Origin of the sequence: Corallococcus sp. 4LFB (assembly GCF_046520365.1) — a bacterium.
Classification (GTDB): Bacteria; Myxococcota; Myxococcia; order Myxococcales; family Myxococcaceae; genus Corallococcus; species Corallococcus caeni.
Genome location: NZ_JBKGHJ010000944.1, coordinates 1 through 1,588, shown reverse-complemented (window position 1 = coordinate 1,588; position 1,588 = coordinate 1). Strand labels below are relative to the sequence as shown.

At 74.1% G+C, this 1,588-nt stretch carries 2 protein-coding genes; one reads left to right on the top strand and one right to left on the bottom strand.

The genetic code is table 11. The features are described 5' to 3' along the window. A partial coding sequence (locus ACLEQD_RS43035; protein WP_410391740.1) for a tetratricopeptide repeat protein occupies positions 1–1,264 on the top strand: 1,264 nt, incomplete at its 5' end. An 85-nt stretch (positions 1,265–1,349) separates the two neighbouring features. Here ACLEQD_RS43035 and ACLEQD_RS43030 read toward each other — a convergent pair. Continuing rightward, the coding region (locus tag ACLEQD_RS43030; RefSeq protein ID WP_410391739.1) for an OPT/YSL family transporter at positions 1,350–1,588 on the bottom strand (239 nt) is incomplete at its 5' end.

Here is a 1,588-nt window from a genome sequence, read left to right as displayed (position 1 = left end):
CCTGCGACGAGCGGCGGCGCTGACCATCGACCTGGCGGAGTCCGCGCGCGGCCGGCACGCGTTCCTCGACGCGGAGGCCATGTACACGCGCGCCCTGGAGCTCATCGAGCCCGAGGACGAGCTGCGCGGGCTCACGGCGCTGCGGGGCCGCGGCCTGATGCGCTACCGCATCGGCCGGTACGAGGACTCCCTCACGGACTTCGCCATCGCGCGGGAGCGGGCGCGGGGCCTGGGGGACTCGCGCGCGGAGGTGGAGCTGCTGCTCGACGAGGCGATGGCGCTCGACTGGGTGAACGACTACGCGCGCAGCGAGGCGCGGGCCCAGGAGGCGCAGCAGCTGGCGGAGACGGTGACGTCGCCCTACGTGCAGGCGCGCCTGCTGCTGGCGCTGGGCCGCGCGCAGTTCCGCAAGGGCGAGTGGCTGGACGCGCTGATGCCGCTGGAGGCCGCGGCGGAGCGGGCGCGGAAGCTGGGCGACGCGGGCTACGAGACGCTGGTGGTGGCGCTGCTCCTCATGGCGGTCATCCTGCCGAACCTGGGCGACATCGACGGCGCCGAGCGCGTGATGGACGAGGTCATCAGCGCGTGCACGGAGCGCGGAGACCGCTTCCACCTGGGCTCGGCCATCAACAACCGCCGCAACCTGTGGGTGGCGCGCAGGGATTTGACGCACGCGCTGAAGGACCAGGAGCGCTTCATGCAGCTGGGGCGCGAGCTGGGCGTGGTGGGCTGGGAGTACTTCGCCGAGCACAACATGGGCGAGCTGTACTACCAGGCGGGCGACGTGGAGGCGGCGGCGCCGCACATCGCGCGGGCCATCGTGCTGGAGCGCCGGCATCCGGAGGTGGCGCACCGGCCGTGGGCGCTGCTGCTCCAGGCGCGGGCCATGGCGTGGACGGGCCGGCACGACCGGGCGCGCGACCTGCTGGAGCAGGTGCGGCAGACGATGGAGAACAACCGCCACGGCGTGAACCTGAGCCCGTCGGAGGAGGTGCTGTTCTCCATGGTGGAGCTGTCCGCGCGGGACGCGACGGCGGAGGAGTGGCACGCGCTGCGCGAGCGCTCCGCCCAGGCGTCCGTGGAGCAGGAGCCGCTCGAAGTTTTGGAGATGATGGGCCTGGCGGCGTGGCGCCGGGGCGACTTCGCGGAGGCGATGCTCGCGCTGGGAGAGGCCCTGGCCCGCGCCGCGCACGTGCCGAACCTGATGGAGGACCGCATCCGCCGCTCGCTGGAGCGCGTGAGGGACCTCACGCCCGCGGCGTAGCGCGCGCCGCGGCTCCCGTGGGCGGCGCACCGCACGAACCTGTCCGACAGTCGGACAGGTCTCCGCGCCCGGGCCCTGGCGGGCGCTACGCCGACCGCGAGAGCGCCGTCGTCGCGGCGATGAGCAGCCCCATCAGCGACTCGCCCACCAGCGCTCCGGAGCCCAGCGAGGGCACGTGCGCATCCGTCGTCTTCGGCGACCACTTGCGCGCGAGCGCCGCCAGCCCCGCGCCCAGGCACAGCGTCACCGCGAAGTAGGCGGGCGTGATGAAGCCGATGCCCATCGCCACCGGCGACGGCAGCCACCGCGCCGCCCGGCCCTTCG